The sequence below is a fragment of the Chryseobacterium gambrini genome, from assembly GCF_027920505.1.
In the GTDB taxonomy this organism is placed as follows: Bacteria; Bacteroidota; Bacteroidia; order Flavobacteriales; family Weeksellaceae; genus Chryseobacterium; species Chryseobacterium gambrini.
The window spans coordinates 254,903-273,517 of the sequence record NZ_CP115857.1; the positions used below are offsets into that span (position 1 = coordinate 254,903).

14 protein-coding genes are annotated in these 18,615 nt (G+C 37.1%); 1 reads left to right on the plus strand and 13 read right to left on the minus strand.

Translation table 11 applies throughout. The annotated features are described in order from the left end of the window. Window position 1 precedes the first annotated feature (1 nt). From PFY09_RS01080 to PFY09_RS01135, 12 genes are all read right to left on the minus strand, one after another. Window positions 2-1,234: a glycosyltransferase gene (locus tag PFY09_RS01080; protein ID WP_271161121.1), complete on the minus strand. Its 1,233-nt coding sequence runs from the start codon at window positions 1,232-1,234 to the stop codon at window positions 2-4. Then, on the minus strand, window positions 1,182-1,922 hold the full coding sequence (locus PFY09_RS01085; RefSeq protein ID WP_271161122.1) for an acyltransferase: 741 nt from the start codon (window positions 1,920-1,922) through the stop codon (window positions 1,182-1,184). Before PFY09_RS01085 ends, PFY09_RS01080 begins: the two co-directional genes overlap by 53 nt. Continuing rightward, complete coding sequence (locus PFY09_RS01090) at window positions 1,919-4,228, minus strand: nucleoside/nucleotide kinase family protein (RefSeq protein WP_271161123.1); 2,310 nt, start codon at window positions 4,226-4,228, stop codon at window positions 1,919-1,921. Before PFY09_RS01090 ends, PFY09_RS01085 begins: the two co-directional genes overlap by 4 nt. 132 nt (window positions 4,229-4,360) lie before the next feature. Beyond that, window positions 4,361-5,653 (minus strand): O-antigen ligase family protein, encoded by a 1,293-nt coding sequence (locus PFY09_RS01095; protein WP_076390504.1) that lies wholly within the window; start codon window positions 5,651-5,653, stop codon window positions 4,361-4,363. Window position 5,654: 1 nt separating this feature from the next. Then, on the minus strand, window positions 5,655-6,770 hold the full coding sequence (locus PFY09_RS01100) for a glycosyltransferase family 4 protein (RefSeq protein ID WP_271161124.1): 1,116 nt from the start codon (window positions 6,768-6,770) through the stop codon (window positions 5,655-5,657). Further along, window positions 6,761-7,987, minus strand: coding sequence for a lipopolysaccharide biosynthesis protein (locus PFY09_RS01105; protein ID WP_271161125.1), 1,227 nt, complete (start codon window positions 7,985-7,987; stop codon window positions 6,761-6,763). Before PFY09_RS01105 ends, PFY09_RS01100 begins: the two co-directional genes overlap by 10 nt. Then, complete coding sequence (locus tag PFY09_RS01110; protein WP_271161126.1) at window positions 7,984-10,131, minus strand: GumC family protein; 2,148 nt, start codon at window positions 10,129-10,131, stop codon at window positions 7,984-7,986. The genes PFY09_RS01105 and PFY09_RS01110 overlap by 4 nt, the downstream gene beginning before the upstream one ends. Before the next feature lie 12 nt (window positions 10,132-10,143). After that, window positions 10,144-10,875: a polysaccharide biosynthesis/export family protein gene (locus PFY09_RS01115; protein ID WP_083477485.1), complete on the minus strand. Its 732-nt coding sequence runs from the start codon at window positions 10,873-10,875 to the stop codon at window positions 10,144-10,146. A 5-nt stretch (window positions 10,876-10,880) separates the two neighbouring features. Then, a complete protein-coding gene (locus PFY09_RS01120; protein ID WP_076390500.1) occupies window positions 10,881-11,321 on the minus strand; it encodes a response regulator in 441 nt (146 codons plus the stop codon). 119 nt (window positions 11,322-11,440) lie between these two features. Continuing rightward, window positions 11,441-13,699, minus strand: coding sequence for a PAS domain-containing hybrid sensor histidine kinase/response regulator (locus PFY09_RS01125; RefSeq protein ID WP_271161127.1), 2,259 nt, complete (start codon window positions 13,697-13,699; stop codon window positions 11,441-11,443). A 2-nt stretch (window positions 13,700-13,701) separates the two neighbouring features. Beyond that, window positions 13,702-14,841, minus strand: a complete 1,140-nt coding sequence (locus tag PFY09_RS01130) for an FIST signal transduction protein (RefSeq protein WP_271161128.1) — start codon at window positions 14,839-14,841, stop codon at window positions 13,702-13,704. A 3-nt stretch (window positions 14,842-14,844) separates the two neighbouring features. Further along, the gene (locus PFY09_RS01135) at window positions 14,845-16,200 is read right to left on the minus strand and encodes a sigma-54-dependent transcriptional regulator (RefSeq protein ID WP_271161129.1); all 1,356 of its coding nucleotides are present in this window, start codon (window positions 16,198-16,200) and stop codon (window positions 14,845-14,847) included. A 418-nt stretch (window positions 16,201-16,618) separates the two neighbouring features. Here PFY09_RS01135 and PFY09_RS01140 point away from each other — a divergent pair, with 418 nt between their 5' ends. After that, a complete protein-coding gene (locus tag PFY09_RS01140; RefSeq protein WP_271161130.1) occupies window positions 16,619-16,969 on the plus strand; it encodes a hypothetical protein in 351 nt (116 codons plus the stop codon). Between the two features lie 54 nt (window positions 16,970-17,023). On the opposite strand, the gene PFY09_RS01145 is transcribed toward PFY09_RS01140, so the two are convergent. Next, a complete protein-coding gene (locus PFY09_RS01145; RefSeq protein ID WP_271161131.1) occupies window positions 17,024-18,445 on the minus strand; it encodes a sugar MFS transporter in 1,422 nt (473 codons plus the stop codon). Between the last annotated feature and the right edge of the window lie 170 nt (window positions 18,446-18,615).

Here is an 18,615-nt window from a genome sequence, read left to right on the forward strand (position 1 = left end):
GCTAAATTTGGTTATAGATTGTATTGAGATGATCGCCTCTTTTTTCCCAGGAAAATCGGTCAAGATAATGTTTTCTGGCTTCAATGCTCATTTTTTGCTGAAGATCTTTGTCTGAAAATAATTTCATTAAAGCATCGCTCAATTCCGTTACCGTTTGATCATATTCCTGCTGTGGAATAGTAAAACCGCATTTTTCGGTAATAAATTCTCCGGGACCTTCATTTTGAAGACAGACAACCGGAAGTCCGAAAGAAAGTGCTTCCGGAACAACCATTCCTGCTCCTTCATGAGACGGAAAAAGAAAAACAGAAGCTTGTTCATACATCTTCATCAGTTCTCTGCGGTCGATCCATTCAATGATTTCAATATAATTTTCAGCGTTATTTTGCTGAATTAAATCTTTGTAAAACTGCTTTTGTTCGCCGGTTCCCACCAAAATTAACTTGCATTTCGCTTTTTCTTCTTCTGAAAGCACATTGATGAATTGAATAAAAGAACGGATCGTGAGATCAAAACCTTTTAACGGAACAAATCTTCCTACGCTGATCACTGCAAAATCCGATTTTATCGCTACTTCATCTTTTTGATAAAAATCTTCCGAAGCAACAGAAGGATAAAGCGAATACTGATTTTTTTTAAGTTTAAGCTTCTCCGGAACTCCGCTGTTCATGCACCAGATGTGATTAGAATGCTGAACTGTTTTCTTCAGAGAAGGCGAAAGTTTCCAGAAAAAGTTTTTCACCATCCAGGTTAAACGGTCTTTAAGGAAATATTTATGGGAATAATCTTTCAGATATTGTTTAGGAATGAGAGGATGATGTCCTACAGGTCCCCAAACCAAAGGCTTTTTTAATTTCCATAAAAAACTTGGCGTCCAGTCGTTATGAAAATTCACATTGTGGGCAATGTCAAAATCCACCTTCTGTTTTTTTACAAATGAAACAATGCCTCGTTGCCATAGATAATAATACAGAAGTGCACCGCGACCTCCTTTTTTCCAGAAACGCATCCAGTAGGGAAGATCAAAATAAAGGAAATTCATGTTCTGATACAACGGATCTGGATTTTCCTTCATGTATTTTTCAATATGTGTTTTATTGTTTTCTCTCGTTACAACAAAAACTTTACGGAATCTGGCGATCTGATACACAAAATTCCATCCCATCGCATCTTCCGATCCTTTATACGGATTGATGGCGTAGCACGTTGCGAGTATCGTCTGATTGGTTTTCATGGGGTCTTGTTTTTAAAAGTTTAGCGGGAATTCCGCCGATGATGCTGTTGTCCGGAAAAGATTTCGTAATCACACTTCCTGCAGCCAGAATACATCCGTCTCCGATTTCCACACCGTCCAGAATCGTTACTTTACTTCCGATCCAGCAGTTTTTCCCGATTTTTATTCCTTTTCTGTTAACGCCCTGAAGCCGGATTGACGTTTCAGGATCTTCATAATTATGATTTTCGGGGTGACAGCTCAGATATTGTCCTACAATGCATTCGTCTCCGATTTCAAGACCTCCTGAACCGCCCAGATAAGCAAATTCTCCGATCCCGACATTATTTCCTATTTTAATTTTTTCTCCGATATTGTTAAAAGAAGTGGAAACAATCACTCTGCTGAAAGCGCCTATCGATACATTGTCTCCAAATTCAATTCCGTGTTTTGCAAGGGCAGAAACATACACATCATTTCCCAGACGCAGAAACTTTCCCCATTTTATTTTAGAAACATTAAAGAAACTTACTCTTTTGCCTAAAAGCATTCCTTTGGGATTTCTGAAAGAGAGAAGCATCCTGAAACCTCTGATGATGCTCCAGAGCTGGATCCAGATAAACTGCAGAACCGCTCCGGAGTTCAAATCATCATCTATAGTAAAGTAGGGACTTCTTAGTTTTATGATTTTTACGACAAGCTTTTTCATCTCTCTGTGATTATTGTGTTCATGATCGTTCCTAATGTCACATCAAGATCATTGTTTTCGATTGCTAAGTACTTCACTCTCTGGTTCTTTCTTTCCAGTTTAGAGAAAAGGGAACTGTATTCTGAAGTAAGGTCGCAAATCGAGTGATACGAAAGTTCTTTTTTTCTGCTAAGTATTTTTTCAGGCGCGGCGTACAGGAAGAAGTTGAACTCCGGCTTCATCAGGAAATGATATCCTGTCTCCGTTACGGATTTCGGAAGCTGAATGTTGCTTCTTCTTGCATCGGCAATAAAATCGAAATAATACCTGTCGTATAAAACTATTTTTCCCCTCAAAACATATTTTGTGTAAATAACAAACTGTCCTAAAATATAATCTGTATAATAATATCCGAATCGTAATAAGGAAGAAAGGGAGTTTTTGTTGTTTCCCTGTCTTGGCAAAGAATTCACCGCGTCCTCATGTGCTTTTTCCTTTCCTTTGGTCCATACACTCAGGATGGGAAGCAGGGAAGGTCTGTGTCTCAGAACTTTTACAGGTCTTCTGTAACGTTTTTCAATAAGTTCGGAAACTTCCGAGATCACGGTAGATTTCCCGGCTCCGTCTACTCCGCTGAATGTGATGATGAATCCTTTTTCTGCAAACGAATCTTTTAAATAATGAACAATATTTTTAAAATAACTGAATCCTCTGTTTTCGTTTTTCATTTTCAGGGTTTTAATGGTAAGTTCTCTGTCGATTATTTTGTTTGATTTTAAATGTTCTGAAACAAATTTCTCATACGTTTCAGGAATTTCTGCATCGTTCAGGCTGTAAAACAGATCAATAAATCGGGCAGTGTCTTTTTCTGAAACTTTATAAACGCCAAATCTGTTTTTTCTTCTGTTTTCAAGGATTTTTGAAACTTCCATGATCTGTATATGCTTCCATTTTACCTGATGAATAAGATCTAGATTAAGAATTTCGTTTTGAAGCGTAACGATTCTTACCGTCTGCATAAAAGATTTTTTCACCGTTGAAACTTTCTGTACGAGACTGTGCCCGGATAAATAACTGACTAATTTCTGGGCGTTATCAGAAGAAATAATCAGATCAATATCAGAATTCAGTTTCAGCTTTTCCGGTTCTTCGTTGTGAAATTTCAAAGCCGCATAATCGGTATGGTAAAGCGCATCGAAAGTATCTAAAATTACGAGTTCTCTTTCGGTAGAGTAGTCTTTAAGAATAACATTTAAGGCTTCGTTCCAAGTTTGTAACAGCCAGTGAATCTGAAGATGCCATTCTTCCTGTGCCGCATAAATGGTAAGGTAAGACAATGTGTTCGTCAGAAGATAAAATTTTAAATATTTCTGAAGTTCCGCGTCACTGAACCGGAAGGTAATTTTATTTTTCTCTTTAATTTCTGTATAAATTTCTTTCCAGCTTTTTTTCTGGATTAAAATTCCGTTCTGAATGATAAAATGAAAGAAATCGAATGCTTTCGGTTTTTCTGTGGAAGACAGTTCCCAGTCGTAAACCGCCAGTTTTTCATTCTTTACGTAGCAGTTCCATGAGGTGAAATCTCCGTGCGAAAAGGCAACATCGATGTTTTCATCTTCGTTGGTGTGTCTCAGGATTGCTTTTATCTTTCGGAGGATGTTTTTCGGAATTCTTTCATCATCAACACTTAAAAACTGTTCTTTCACCTTCTGAAAATACTTCCATTCCGATATTTTCACGCTTCTTTCATGATGTAAGGAAATCATTTTCAATGCTTCCGCATGAATTTTCGTGAAAGAATTTTCACGCATTCCGCCTTTTGAAATATCAGATAATTTAAGAATGTTTTCATTAATCATGGAAGCTTCCGGAACCTGCAATATATTGCCTGAAATAATTTTTCTCAGATTTCTGTTTTCTGTAGCAATCAGCTTTTTAGCAGAATCTGTTTCCGCGATCTTGTAAAAATATCCTCCGCTGAACAGAAGTGCCTTATTGTTGGGACCAACAGTTCCTGTAAAAATAGCCCAGTCATTTTCGATATTAAAAACCGGCTCACTGTTTTTTACATAATAAAGAACCTCTTTCTTAAAAACAATTTTCTGTAAACGCAGCGCAAAAACCGTTTTTACCAATACCTCGAAAAGTTTTGCTTTCGGTGTGGCTGCATTGTAAAATTTTAGAAATAAAGGCTTTGAGGAATCTGAGTTCCAAAACCACCTTACTGTTCCGTCAGGATTTTTGATGTACGAAAAAGAGATTTTCTTGCTGTTCTTTTCCTGTTTTGTAAACAATTTGTACCCTGTATTTCTAAATAATGTTTTCATGATGATTATTGATATACCAAAATAGTATAAAAATATCTGCCAAAAAATTAAAATACTGATAATTAATTAGTTATGAATTTTTTAATTAAATTTAAATTCCAAAATATGGAAAAAATACTGTTCTGTGGAAATTTAGTCCGGCAGTAACTCCGGTCTTTTTTTCTTCAGGATGATTTTCTGCAACCTTGTAAGATGATTGTTGTTGCGGAATGCAATGGAAAATATAATGATCTGATAGAACATGATCCCATAATTACTTTCCCCGAAAATTCCAAATTCTGTAAAGGAATTGATCACAATCGGAATAAGAATCCCGATGAGCATCAGTTTCAGTTCCTTCTGTTCAGACAATATGGATTTTACGGTAAAAAACACCTGAAAAAGAACAATGGTAAACCCAATAAATCCAAGATTCATGAGAACCTGCATAAAAGTATTGTGCGTCATTTTTCCCGGATACGTATGGGCGCTCTGGAAAAACTCTTTGTAATCGATCCTCATAAAGCCAAAACCTAAAAGCGGTTCTCTGGGTAAACCTTCAGTAATTAAAGCCTGCCAAAACGGAAGCCTTCCTGTAAGACTCATGATTTCTTCCAGCCTTTCCTGATCGCCGCCTTTCAGAATAACCGTATATACCGCGAAAGGAGCAACCATGGCAACAAGCGCAATAATGGCAAATTTCAGGGTTTTCTGTTTGGTCTGGTTGATGTGGAAAAAGACAATCAGCAAAACGCCGATCAGCGAAGATCGTGATCCGGTCATGAATAAAGCATATAAAATGACAAGAATTTTTATGATGGTCCAGACTTTCTTTTTAAAGCGGTACAGATCAAAAATAAGACATGCAGAACCCACTCCGGCAAGCATTCCAAGCTCGTTGGGATTCATCATTGTTCCGCCCAGTCTGGCTTCTTCACCACCGTCTGTAAGCCGGAAAAATACATCGGGATTAATCCACATTCCGATGACGAAAACCAGTTGAAGAACGAAAACGGTGTTTCCCAGAAGATGATACAGTCTGATGTTGTGACCTTCGAAATAAACGTCTAAAATTTTCAGACTTTTTACGAAAAAATAAGCAAAAACAAAGCTCTGAAAGGTCATAAACCATTGCAAAGCGCTGAATCCCGGATTGGTACTCCAGGAAAATGATATAAAGCCTAAAATTAAATAGCAGATGTATAAAATCGGCGAAAATATGTTTTTGTATTCTAAAGAATTAATGCTTCCGTATCTGATGATTTTCCGGTACAACAGAATAGAAGAGATCATCACGCCCATTCTTCCGACTACTTTGATGGCTCGTGTAATGTTTACATTTTCGCTCCACGTAAAAAAACACGCCACCATAAGCAGCAGAATAATAAACAGCTGATTGTTGAGCTTTTTAAGAAATTGCTGATGATGAAGAGGTAAGGTTTCCATTTCAGCAGTTGTAGAGTTTGGTATTCATTTCATCAAGAATGTTGTTCCAGTCAAACGCTTCTTCTACCATTTTTACCGCATTTCCGCAGATCTTTTCATAGCTCTGCCGGTCTTTCCAGATTTTGGAAATGTCGAAAAATGCTTTGGTAAGGAGCGCTGTATGAGGCGACGGAATATTGATTCCCGCATTGTATTGTTCAACAAGATAGCCAATGTTGGTGTTTTTGGTAACAATACAGGGTTTCCCGAAATTTGCGGCTTCGATTACGGAAACCGGCAATCCTTCGTTTCTTGAGGGATGCACAAAAACGTCCATCTTTTTCAGGAGATCGTTTTTTTCTTCGCCAAATTTACTTCCGAAAAGGATTGTTTTATTCTCAATTCCCAATGCTTTTATCTTTTGGTGTAGCTCCGCTTTCTCGTCGCTGTCGCCCACAATCCACAATTCAGAATAAGGATCCGCTTTAGAAAATTCAGCAAAACTTTCCACAAGCAGATCCAGACCTTTTGTGTAAATATCCAGCCGTCCAACAAATCCGAAAATCCGACTTTCCTTTTGGGAACTGAAAGAAAAGTCTTCTTTTACTCTTTCAAAACCGTATGGAATTAAAGTGCCTTTTTGGGTTGGATAAATCGACTGTAAACCCTCCATTTCGCTTTCGCCAATGCAGTGAATTTTTGCAGCATTTTTGATGACCGCTTTTTCAAATAACTCGAAGTAAAGCTTTTTGGTAATCATGCTTTTCTGCATTGCGACAGCGTTGTACGCACCGTGGGGCGTAATAATATAATTGAATTTGTGTTTCTGCAAAAATCTGCTTAAAGACGAAAATACAGGAATCCATCCGCCGTGAAGATGAAAAACCGTAGATCCGCTGCTGTTTATAATTTCTTTCTGAAGATCTTCAGGAATGGAAAAAGGATTTTTTTTCCGTTTAAAAATCTTCGTTTTAAAGTTTCTTTCGGGGTAGTTGATCTCCGTGTTTTCGGAAATTCCCCAAACTTCTACATCCTGCCTGTTTTCGGCCTGTTTGGTCGCTATATTGTACACGACTTTATTTACGCCGTTCATTTTTTCAGGATTTGCTTTTCCCAATATCAAATGTACTATGCCCATACCGAAATCTGTTTTCTGTTAAGTAAAATTTTCCAGTACACGATCATTAGAATCTGGTTGATTACAAGTCCTGCAACTGCGCCGTAAAGTGCTCCGTATTTCAGTAAAAAATGAAAACTGAGTAATGAAAACACAAACGAAATGCAGTATCCTGTAAAAAAAGCTTTATTCTGCTCCAGAACTCTTATGGAAAGTCGGGTAGGATAGCTGTACAAAATCACAACATATAATACCGAAATAAGTTTAATAACAAAGCCATACTGCTTATATTGTTCTCCGCCCAATAACGTAATTAAAGGTTCTGAAAAAATAAAGAAACCGATGATCAGAATTCCTAAAGCCATCATTCCTTTAGACATACTGAAAAGCAGGGATTTTTTTTCTTCTTTTTTATCCTGATAATGAAGCTGGGCTGTTTTCGGAAGGTAATAATTTTCAACGGTCTGAAGAATGACATTAATAACCCCGAAAAATGACTGAACCAGCCTCAAAGCTCCCAAAGCATTAACTCCTAAATAGATTCCCGCAACGAGCGTAAAAAAATTACTGGAAAACCACTGAACTATAGAAGCACTTAAAAGCCACTTTCCTTCTGTAACATGATAATGAAAAAGGGTAGCATTTTTCAAACTGAATTCTGCATTTTTCACACAATACCAAACTCCGGGAAGGGAAGCAATGGCGTTGACGATAGCAATGATCAGAAGACTTTTTCCTAAATCAAGACTGTTTTCAAACCAGATTAAAGGAAAAACAAGAAGGAAGATGCTGTCGATAAAAAGCACCAATTGTATGCGGTCTATCGTAAGCAGAACCTTTCTCAGGAAATCCTGAAAAACATATGCCGCCGCAAAAGCGATGATCGCCAATAGATTATCTCTAAAAAACGCCAGTGCAGAAACGGGCAAAAATTTAGCCATCAACAGTAAGGCAGAGAAAATCATTATTAAAACTACTGAAGCCTGAAAAACAAAGCCCAGCGATTTTTTAGTGAATTCTTTGGCTGCCAGAATCTGGAAAGGCTGTACCACAATAGCATTGCAGATGCCTACCAAAAGATACGTCACCAAAAGCACAGACGAGAACAGACCAAAATCTGAAATGTTCAGTTTTCGGGCAAGTAAAAACGTCAGAAGAAAATTTGTTCCGCTGAAAATCAACTGGTCTGCGAAAACCAGAGATGTGGGTCTGCGAAATATTTCTGTAAGCTTTTTCACGATCTTTTTCTGTTTACAAAACTTTTAATAGAGGTCATTAAACTCGGGTTATAGCCTTCTTTATTCAGCACAAACCATAGATTGGTCAGTTTGTATTCATCCTTCAGAAGTTCTACGTTCATAATGGTTTTTTCGGCTGTTTTCCGGCTGTCTAAAACAAACAGATTTTCATCTGCCATTTTCAGGAATAATAGAGGAAGTTTGCCTTGTTTTATCGACTGATTGTTGATGATGCAGAGATCATTTCCTGTCATTTTTTCACGGATCAGATTTTCAATATCCGTTGAAGTTAATCTTAAGTTTTTTTCTTCTGAAAAATCGATATAATCGATGTTTTCAATGTTTTTTAAGTTTCCTGCCACATCAATAACCAATACTTTTCTGGATTGCGCCTGTAAGGCTTTTATGATGTTTTTTGAATGAAACATATGCTGTTTCGATTTATCATAAGACGTGATGCAGATGAGGTTTTTATCTTTAATGATTTCCTTAAGCTCCATTTCCAGCACGTTCTCGAGAAAGTGATGCATTATGTTTTCCCTGTTTTTAATGAAAGGCGTTGTAAATGCAACAGGAATGGTGCTGTTTTTTTCGATGGTATATACATCATTCACTTTGGCTTTTGCAAAATGTACGGCGTAGATGAGGGCAATAGAGCCGATCATGCTCATAATGGCTGCAACAATGATAATGATGGAGCGCATCGGTGAAACCGGCTGTTTCGGCAGTTCTCCTCTTGTAATAATTTTATGAAAAGAAATTTTTGCCGCTTTTGCAATTTCTGCGTCTATTCTTTTTTCGTTCAGGAAGTTGTAGTTTTTTTCGTATAGATTGAACTCACGATTCATAATGTTCAGCAGTTTTTCTTTCTCGGGAAGCCCGATAAAAGCCTGTTCTGCAATCTGAATATCGCGGTCGATATCGTTATATTTGATCTGCAGGTTTCTCTGGGTGTTTTTAATGCTTTCAGTTTGGTAATCGGTAAGATCTTTAATTTTAGAATCAATAACCTTTACTTTCTCATGTTCCGGAGTGTAGGTTAAGAGCAATTCTTTTTTTTCTGCCTGAAGCAGTTTCATATTCTTTACCATTTCGGTTGAAAGAAGGTCGTTGAATGCTTCAAAATTCGGGGCAAGATCAAGATAGTTGTCTTTACCTTCAGAAATATAATTATTGAGATTTTTTATCGCATCCAGATTCATTTTCAGATTGCTTTTCTGAATTTTAAGCTGGGATATTTTTCTGAGATCAGTTTCTGTTTCCTGCGGAATATTGATGATATTTTCTTTGTTTCGATAATTTTCTATACGGTTTTCTGCACCGGAAAGCTTATTGTTTGCCTGTCCGATTTCATTTTTCAGAAAGTCAACCGTCGTATTGGCAGCGCGGTATTTATTTTCAATATAATCCTGAATATAAGTCTCTGCAAGAGTATTTACGAGAAGACTTGCTTTTTCAGGAACATTGCTTTTGTAATTGATTCTGATAACGGGAACATCTTTGTCCACCGAAACAATATCCAGGTTTTTATTTACCTTATCCAGAAGTTTTTCTCTGCTCAGGAATTCAACTTCATACTGATCGACAATTTTAGCACCGGGTTTGGACTGAAGGTAGCTGTCGTTTTTGGTGATCAGGATTTTTCCTCCTTTAATGGCTGTAGGAACTCCGAAAGTGCCTTTTACTTCTTTGGCAGAATCGGAGGCTTTTATTGTAAAATTCTGATTTGAAGTTATATTAATGATAAATTTTTTGTCGTAATTTTTTTCATCGTTTAGAATGCTTTCCACTTTTATCGGAGAATCGCCGAACAATTCTACGGAACGTACTTTCCCTTTTCTGTAAATTTCGGTGGAAAAGGGGAGCTTTTCCAGTGTTTTTTCAATTAATGATGTCGATTTCAGAACTTCTATTTCTGTGCTTATTTTGTTTGGCGTGGCAAAAACGTCGAAATCTTTGAAGAGATTCGCGCTCGGAACGCCTTCCTGTGTATCCGCAAGTTTCAGTTTTGCGGTGCTTTCGTACATCGGCGTTACATAGTTGAGGTATTTTTTTGCTGCCAAAACCGCAATAATCATAGCAAGAACGACGATGGGAAATCCTCGTAACAGCGGTTTCAGAAATCTTACATTCTCATTGTTCATGGTCATCAAATTTTATAATAATCCTATCAGAATCGCGGCTGCGGAAGTAACGGTTGCAAAAGGAATAATGGTGGAAATTCTCTTATCAAAATCTTTGCTTTTCTTGGAAGGAACAATGATGTAATCTCCCGGATGAAGAAGGATATTCTGGTTCGGAACATCTTTCATTTTGGTAAGATCGATATTGGTAACGCGAACGTTTTCGCCTTCCTGTCTCAGAATTTTAATGGATTTTAAATTGGCATACATTTCAAATCCTCCTGCTTTGGAAACCAGCTCCAGTAAAGTGTTCTGGTCTTTATCCACCTGAATTACCGCCGGATTTCTCACTTCGCCCATCACCGCAATTTCTTTATTCAGCACTTTTACATCCACGATAGGATTTACCAGCCATTTTTTAAGCTTTGTTTTTATTTCTTCCTTCAGTTCGGGAAGAGATTTCCCTACAACGGGAGTTGTTCCCAATTTTGGAATTTCTATATTTCCGTTGATGTCTACCAGAAGCCATTTTCCGTATACTTCATTGGAATTGTAAATTCCGTATACAGAACCCACACTCAGATCATCCTGTCCCCAAACGGAAAGCGTAATTTTGTCGTCTTTACGGATTCTGTATTCATAGTTGGGGTCATAGCTGAAATCCTGCATATTTCGGCTTGCCTGTTCCTCTTCAAGTACGTTGTAGGTTTTACAGGATACCAGAAGCATCAGGAAAAAGGATGAGAGTATGAGTTTTTTTAACATAAGATCTAAAATAAAACTGAAAAGAATTTTCTAAAACCTTTACGCTGGTTCTGAGACATTTCTTCTTTAATTTTTAATATTTTTTCTATGGTCTCCGTCATTTTTTCGCATACATTGGCATCTTTTACAATATAGTCGAAAGCGCCGTATTTCAGGGCATTCACCGCAGTGTCTATATTTTCCTGTGCAGAAACCATGATAACGTAAATATTCGGATCGTATCTTTTTATCTTTTTTAAAACCTCGAAACCGTTAAGATCTTCCATATTGTGATCCAGGAAAATGATATCGGGTTTCTGGTAAAGCTCATCCAGACATTCTTCTCCGCTGCTGAATGAGGAAATATCTTCATAATGATTGTTTTTCAGGTACTGCTCATAAACGGTGGCGCAAAATCTGTCGTCATCTACAATAAAAAACTTTAAATTTTTGTTATTTGTTTCCATCTTTTTTATTTGAATAGAATAACGCGATTACTGTGCCTTTATTTAATTATTTGAAAATCAATACATTAATTATTTTTTTAATTCCAAAATATGGAAAATCTCTTTATTTTGGAAAGGGTTTATCTAATTTCCCGTTCCAGTTGTTTTATTGTCTTGAAGAGTGTTTCCTTTACTTCCAGAAACATAGTGTACAGTTCAGGGAAATCGGTCTGCTGCTCTTTGGATTTTACTTCAAGATCTTTTACGGTTTCTTTGATGGAGTAGATTCCCACACCTTCAATACTTGGTTTTATCCTGTGAATGAGGCGTGCTATTTCGGCATAATTTTTCTCTTCAAAAGCTTTTTCCACCATGGGAATGGTTTCCTGTGTCTGCGTGATGAATATGGACAGCATTTTTTGAATAAAATCATCATTTCCGCGGCTTAAAGCCTGAATGTTTTTGAGATCATAAAGAATTTTTTCTTCTTCCGGATTATCGGTTTTTGATGTATTTTGCATTTTAATATTTTTATAAATGATTTTCAGCAGTTCGTCCTCGTCAAAAGGTTTGGTGATGTAGCTGTTCATTCCTGCAGCAATGCAGTTGTCTATTTCTGTTTTGAAAGCATTGGCGGTAAGCGCAATGATAGGAGTGGTAAGTCTGAAGTCTTTTCTTAAAATTTTAGTGGCTTCTATCCCGTCCAGTTCAGGCATCTGAATATCCATCAGAATAATATCAAACTGCTCTTTTGAAAGAATATCCACGGCTATTTTTCCGTTGTCTGCTTTTGTCACTTCGCATCCGAAATGCGTCAGAGAATTTTCTGCAACAAGCTGATTAAGTTCGTTGTCTTCCACAAGCAAAACGCGTGTTCCCTCAATGGAAATGTGCTCTTTCACTTCGATGTTTTTGGATTCCGATTTTCCGATGCTTTTAGTCATATCCAGAAAAATGCTGATCTCTGTTCCTACATTTTTTTTACTTTTAATCTTTATTTCTCCTTTCATCAGATAAATCAGTTCCCGTGTAATTGCCATACCAAGACCGGTTCCGCCATATTTTCTCGAAATAGAACTGTCTTCCTGATTGAATTTTTTAAAGATCTGCTTTACATAATCTTCACTCATCCCGATTCCGGTGTCGGTGATGCGGATTTCAAGATTCTGATGGTCGGGAAAATCCTTCCTGACGTTGCATTCCAGGCATATTTCGCCGACATTGGTGAATTTGAGAGAGTTTCCGATGATGTTGTATAAGATCTGTTTTATTTTGAGCGCATCGGCTTTAAATTCAGAGAAAAGATCATCTGAAAATTTGGCTTTCAACAGTATTTTTTTCTGTCTTGCTTTAGGCTGAAGAATACTGATGATGTTACTGATGCATTCTTTCAGTGAGAAAACGGTGTTATCCAGAGACATCTCACCGGATTCTATTTTGGAAATATCGAGGATGTTATTGATAATCGACAAAAGATGCTGTGCCGCGTTGAAGCTGTTTTCTACAAACTGGCTCTGTGTGGTTGTGAGATCCAGTCTTTTAAGCTCTCTGAGAAAACCTATGATCGCGTTCAGCGGTGTTCTGATCTCATGGCTCATATTGGCTAAAAAGACTTCTTTTGCTTTAGAAGCTTCAATAGCTTTAGATTTTTCCTGCTTGAGATCTTCTTCCAGTTTTTTCTGATCGGTGATATCGAGATGAATTCCTATGGAGCCTAGAAGATTTCCATGATCGTCATAATTTGGTGCACCGCTGATTGCCCACCATCTCAGTTCACCTCTTTTATTTTTTATCGGAAGCTGATAAACACTGGAAATTCCTTTCTCCCTCAGCTCGATCTGTTCCTGTATAAATTCTAGATTGGCTTCTCCCTGCACGAAAAGTTGTGAAGGATTTTTACCAATAATTTCATCCAGTTCAAAACCCGAAACGTTGCAGAAGCTTTGGTTGGCATACCGTACAATCTCGTCATTATCCACCTCAATAAGTCCGAGATTCATATTCGCTATAATATTGCGGTATTTTTCTTCCTGACGTTTTATATTGTCCTGCGCTCTTTTTCTTTCTTTAAGCTGTTCGGCGAGGTATAAGGAAAGTTCTTTAAGGTCTTTATTTTTTTTGGTATCAAAAGCAGAATCCAATAGGCTTAAAGATTCATAAAGGCTTGAAATGGATTCCTGTTTGAGTTCATTTTCTTTTTTCAGATCATTAAACAGCTCTTTGTATTCTTTTTCGCTCTGTCTGAATGCATGATCGGTTAACTCCTTGTCCCGTTCAAAAGATTTATAGGAATCGTTGACTGCGTTAATGAAATTGTTAAACTGCGGATGATTTTTGAAATCTTCCGTCAGATATTTTTTGATCTGTCTGCTGAGTAAATTGTGCAAGTCGGTTTCCATGGTTATTCCGTTTCATTTACAGTGGTTATGGTAATGGTCTGATTATGAAGCGCGCATTCCCCGAAAGGTTTAACCGGAGAAATTTCACCGTAAGAATAGAAGCCGTTAAGAGCGGTCTTGGTGCCTAAAACGTCTCTTACAATCTCTACTTCTTCGGAAACCCGTTCTCCCAACACCATTTTTCTTCCCACACAGCTTACAATAATTGCCAGCTTTGGGTCCGGATTCATCTGAAGGCATCCATGCGCAGCATCATTTGCTGCATCGATGAGACGGTCCAGATTGGCTTTCATAAATCGTACGCGGCTTCCTTCCGGCAGATCTCCCGCAAAAATCATCATATTGCTTTTTTCATTAATGGAGAGAATTGTTCTTACCACCGGAGCAGAATTTTCGTCGAGTTTTAAAGATAACGGAAAGAGCAGGGCAGAACTTGGAAGTTCTTCTGCGTATTTACCCAGATAATTTTTATAGAGATCTAAAGCATTTTTATTGTCTATTTCTACGAGGATGTTGTTTTGGGATTTTGTAACGGTTCTTTCCAGTCCGAAACTTTCCCAGCCTCCGAATGATGCGTGAGAAAGCTCTAATTTTTCACCATAGAAGCCAATGGCAACGATTTTATTGCATACGGGAACTTCATTAAGACCGACAACGGTTTTCTCAAAACGATCTCCGTCACCTGCCAATCCGCCGGAAATTAAAACTCCTTCGGGACGCCCTTCATTGAGTCCTTTTACCAGTTGGCTTCCATTTACTTTACTTCCGTCCGAAAGTACAAATACCCACCTGAGATTTTCGTGACAAAGATTTTTTAAAAGTGCTTTTCCAGCTTCATAACTGTTCTGAAAATCATTAATATCAATCTGCTGTGTTTTGATGTAAGATGAAGAAAATTCAATGGCGGTAACTGTTACGGTTTCATCAAAAACTTCATTGCAGAAAATTTCTCCTGATGAAGAAGATAAGGCAATTTCTGCATCTGGAAATTTTGCTTTCATTACCTCAAAAAAATCAGGGTTTTCAAGGGTATTCCGGCAACCGTATCCCAAAACAAGCTGAGCTTTCTGATAGTCCAGATTTTCATCATTTATTTCAGATTTCCAGATTCCGTCGGCAAAAAGTAGTTTAGCGACTTTCATGTATTATTTAGTTTTTTTAAGGTCTACGCTGTTAATAAGATTATAAACGGTTGATTTTCCGATGTCTAATATTTTAGCTGTTTTAATGACGTCATTGTTATTTTCTCTCAGAAAGTGAAGAATAATGTCTGTTGTATACTGTTTCAATGTTTTTTGCTCGGAAAGGAAAACTTCGGATTCTTTTTCAAGGCTGTAAAAGCTGATGTCATCCGCAGTTATTTCATTGCTTTCTGCCATTACACAGGCAAGATCGATAACGGATTTAAGTTCTCGGATATTTCCCGGAAAGCTGTATTTCATGAGTTTTTTTCTTGCATCGGAAGCTAAAATCAGGGGTTTGGTTTTGTTTTCTTTGGCAAAAAGATCAATAAAATGTTTGGCAAGAATTAAAGTGTCCTGATCTCTTTCTCTGAGCGGAGGTAATTCTATCGGAAGACCGATAACCCTGTAATAAAGATCTTCTCTGAAGTTTCCTTTCTTTACTTCATTTGCTAGATTTTTGTGGGTCGCAATAATGAGTCTTACGTCCAGTTTTATTTTCTGGGTTCCGCCGACTCTTGTAATTTCTCTTTCCTGCAACGCCCGGAGAAGCTTGCTTTGAAGGTTGAGATCGAGTTCTGCGATCTCATCCAGAAAAATAGTTCCTCCGTTTGCCTGTTCAAATTTTCCGACCGATTTATCTGTTGCTCCTGTAAATGCTCCTTTTTCATGACCGAAAAATTCACTTTCCACCAGATCTTTGGGGATTGCTGCCATGTTTACGGCAACAAAAGGCTTGTTTTTTCTGGAAGAATGATAATGTATTGCTCTTGCAACCACTTCTTTCCCGGTTCCTGTTTCTCCGGTTACAGAGACATTGATATTGGATTTCAGAGCTTTATTGATTTTTGAGAATATGCTTTTGATGGATTCACTCTGTCCGATAATTGTTTTCTCAAAGCTGTATTTTTTTTCGAGTTCATCCTTCAGTTCTTCAACTTCCTGTTTTAGCGAGATATTTTCTCTCAGGCGGATAATGGAGCTCCACAGAAGTTCTTTGGTGTGTTCGTTTTTTACGATGTAATCTTTTGCACCCTGCTTCAGGAAATCAATGGCTACGGAAATGTTTTCCTGACCGCTGATTACAATGATCGGCAGATCCGGATAAAGCGTTTTGATCTGTTTGAAAAGATCATCTCCCTGAATATCCGGTAAACCAAAGTCTATACAGATGATGTCAGGATTCCGGTAAAGCTCGGAAAGGCATTCTTTGCCGGAACTGTAAAGAAAAACTTCATAATCAGGATTAAGCTGAAGATGATATTTAAGCATTTCTCCGAAGAAGGGATCGTCATCCACAAGGAAAATTCTGACCATCATGATATTTGTTAAAAATTCTGATTAAAAGTAGAATTTTTTCTTTACATAATGAAATATTTTAATTAATATCTCAACGGTAATCCTTTGTGGGTGGGTTTTTCTGATTGTTTTGTGTTGATTTTTTTGGAGTTATACAGATTTTACAGATCAATAAATTCAACTTATTAAAACTGTGTAAATTTGAAATTCCTGATGAATAGTAGGATTGGAGGGTATTTAAATAATATATTTCTGTTTTATTTAAGTACGATAACAACATGAAATTTTTAATAATTGGATCATGATTTTAAAATCCACAAATTACTTTACAGAAGTTTTTGGCTGATTGTGATGTGATTTCTTAAAAAATGTTATAATTCTTTAAGCTGTAATTTTTTTATTTAGTTTTGTTTAATATAAAGTTTAAACTCAAATGGATATGATAAAAAAAATACAGATTACTGGAGTGTTTTTAATGTTGCTTTGTTCGCAGAAAGTTTTTTCTCAGCACAATTCCGGCGATGATACTCTGAAATTTAAGAGTGAAAATATTAAGAGAAATACTCAGGAAAAAGTAACAGTTTATACAGGGAATGTCTCTGTAGTATCACTTTATATAAATTTTGATGATGCTGAAAAAGTAATAGTAGATGAAAATAAAAATGAATTAAAAATTTATAAGCCCAAAAAATTTAAGATTATCCATCTTGAATCTCTGTCTAAAAAAGGAGCAAGGTCTGAAGATGAGCCTATTATTTATTACACCGATACTAAGGAACTGATTATATAAGATAAAAATAAAACCTGCTGTAAAAGCAGGTTTTTTTATTTTAAAACTGAAAATTTAATGTCCGGCTTTTGTGCTTTCCTCCTGCTTTACGTGACTCAAATACTTCGTACAATAAGCTCCGAAGATCAGGATTACAATATAACAGAATACAGGAATGATGAAAGAATGCTGAACCCCGAAAATATCGGCTAAATATCCCTGAAAAACAGGAACAATAGCGCCTCCCAGAATTGCCATAACCACCAGAGAAGAACCCTGACTTGTGTATTTTCCCAATCCTGAAATAGCGAGAGTGTAGATATTTGAGAACATGATTGAGTTAAAGATTCCGATTCCCAGAATGCTGTACATTGCCAGTTCGCCATGATTAAACATTGCAGAAATCAATAACAGAACATTAACTCCCGCAAATATAGATAAGGTTCTTGCCGGAGCAGATTTTCCGATAAAAAACGCGATAAAATTTAAGGCAATAAAAACTAAAAAGAAGCTGATCTGAGAAAAACTAAGATCTACAATGCTGAAAATAACCAAAAATACAGCGATAGCCGCTCCCAACATATATAAAGCTTTTTTTGCCTGACTGATTGACTGATTAAGGGAAATTGCACCTAAAAATCTTCCGATCATCGCGCCTCCCCAATACAGGGAAAGATAATTTTTGCTTACCACTTCGGAAAGATTCATCACCTGTGGCTGCTCCAGAAAACTAATGATGAAACTTCCCACTGCAACTTCGCCTCCTACGTAACAGAACATGGTAAGAACTCCAAATTTCAGATGGTTGTGCTGCAAAGCTCCGAATCCTTTTACAATTTCTTCCCCTTTTACCTGAAAGTCCGGAAGTTTAACTCTTGAAATAAGCAAAGCTACCAAAAGCAGAATTGCTGCAAAAATGAGATAAGGAATTTTCGTTGCCGCTGCACTGAAAGATCCGTCCGGAGCGGAAAACAATTCAAAAATTAAATGTCCGCCTAAAACCGGAGCAATTGTGGTTCCGAAGGCATTGAACGCCTGCGTCATGTTCAGACGGCTGGATGCAGATTCTTCCGGACCCAAAAGCGAAACGTAAGCATTTGCCGTAATCTGCAAAACGGTAAATCCTAACCCTAAAATAAATAAAGCTCCCAAAAATAATCCGTACGAAGAAAAACTTGCAGCAGGGTAGAAAAGTACACATCCTAAAGCGGCAAGAAAAATCCCGAAAATGATTCCTTTTTTGTAACCCACTTTGTCAATAGGATCTCCTTTTGTGGTGGAGATGAGGAAATAAATCAGTGAACCGATGAAGTAAGCTCCGAAAAAGCAGAACTGTACGAGCATAGATTCAAAGAAAGTAAGCTTAAAAAGCTGTTTCAGATAAGGGATAAGAATGTCGTTCATACAGGTGATGAATCCCCACATAAAAAACAATAGTGTAATGGTAATCAACGGAACAGTATAGTTTCTGCTGCCCGTTTTAGCATCATTTATCATAAATTCATATATATTAAAGTTTAAAGATAGTTGGTTTATTTAATAAATTATCATTTCGAGACAATAAATTTAACCGTTTAAGCAAAGAATTTTTGATATGATGATTATTTATGACCATCAAAGATTGAATAATATTTATTGTGAATATAATCACTGTATTGGTGTATTTT